This is a genomic window from Salmonella sp. SAL4457, from assembly GCF_046548235.1.
Taxonomy (GTDB): domain Bacteria; phylum Pseudomonadota; class Gammaproteobacteria; order Enterobacterales; family Enterobacteriaceae; genus Salmonella; species Salmonella enterica.
Genome location: NZ_JBGDZO010000667.1, coordinates 1 through 264, shown reverse-complemented (window position 1 = coordinate 264; position 264 = coordinate 1). Strand labels below are relative to the sequence as shown.

The window sequence follows — 264 nt, the reverse complement described above, 5'->3', positions numbered from 1 at the left end:
GGCCAGCATCTGCGCGTCGAAGACGATCCGCCGCGACGGTGCGTCCAACCCGCCGGCCGGTGACGCACCGGCCACCGCGGGCGCCTGCGGCTGTTTCGCCGGTGCTCCCGCCCTGGCCTCCTTCGCTTTCGCCCCGGCTACGCCGGCGGCGCCGACGGAGGACCAGGACTGGCAGGAGGACAGCGAAGGAAACAGTGCCAGCAGACAGGCGAATCGCAGGGAACGAACGGCGATCCCTCCCTGTATCGCCATTCGCAACAGGGC

Annotated in this window: 1 protein-coding gene; it reads right to left on the bottom strand. The window is 70.8% G+C overall.

The features are described 5' to 3' along the window. On the bottom strand, positions 1-264 hold a 264-nt coding region (locus ACLJNW_RS25860; protein WP_410961459.1), incomplete at both ends, for a hypothetical protein.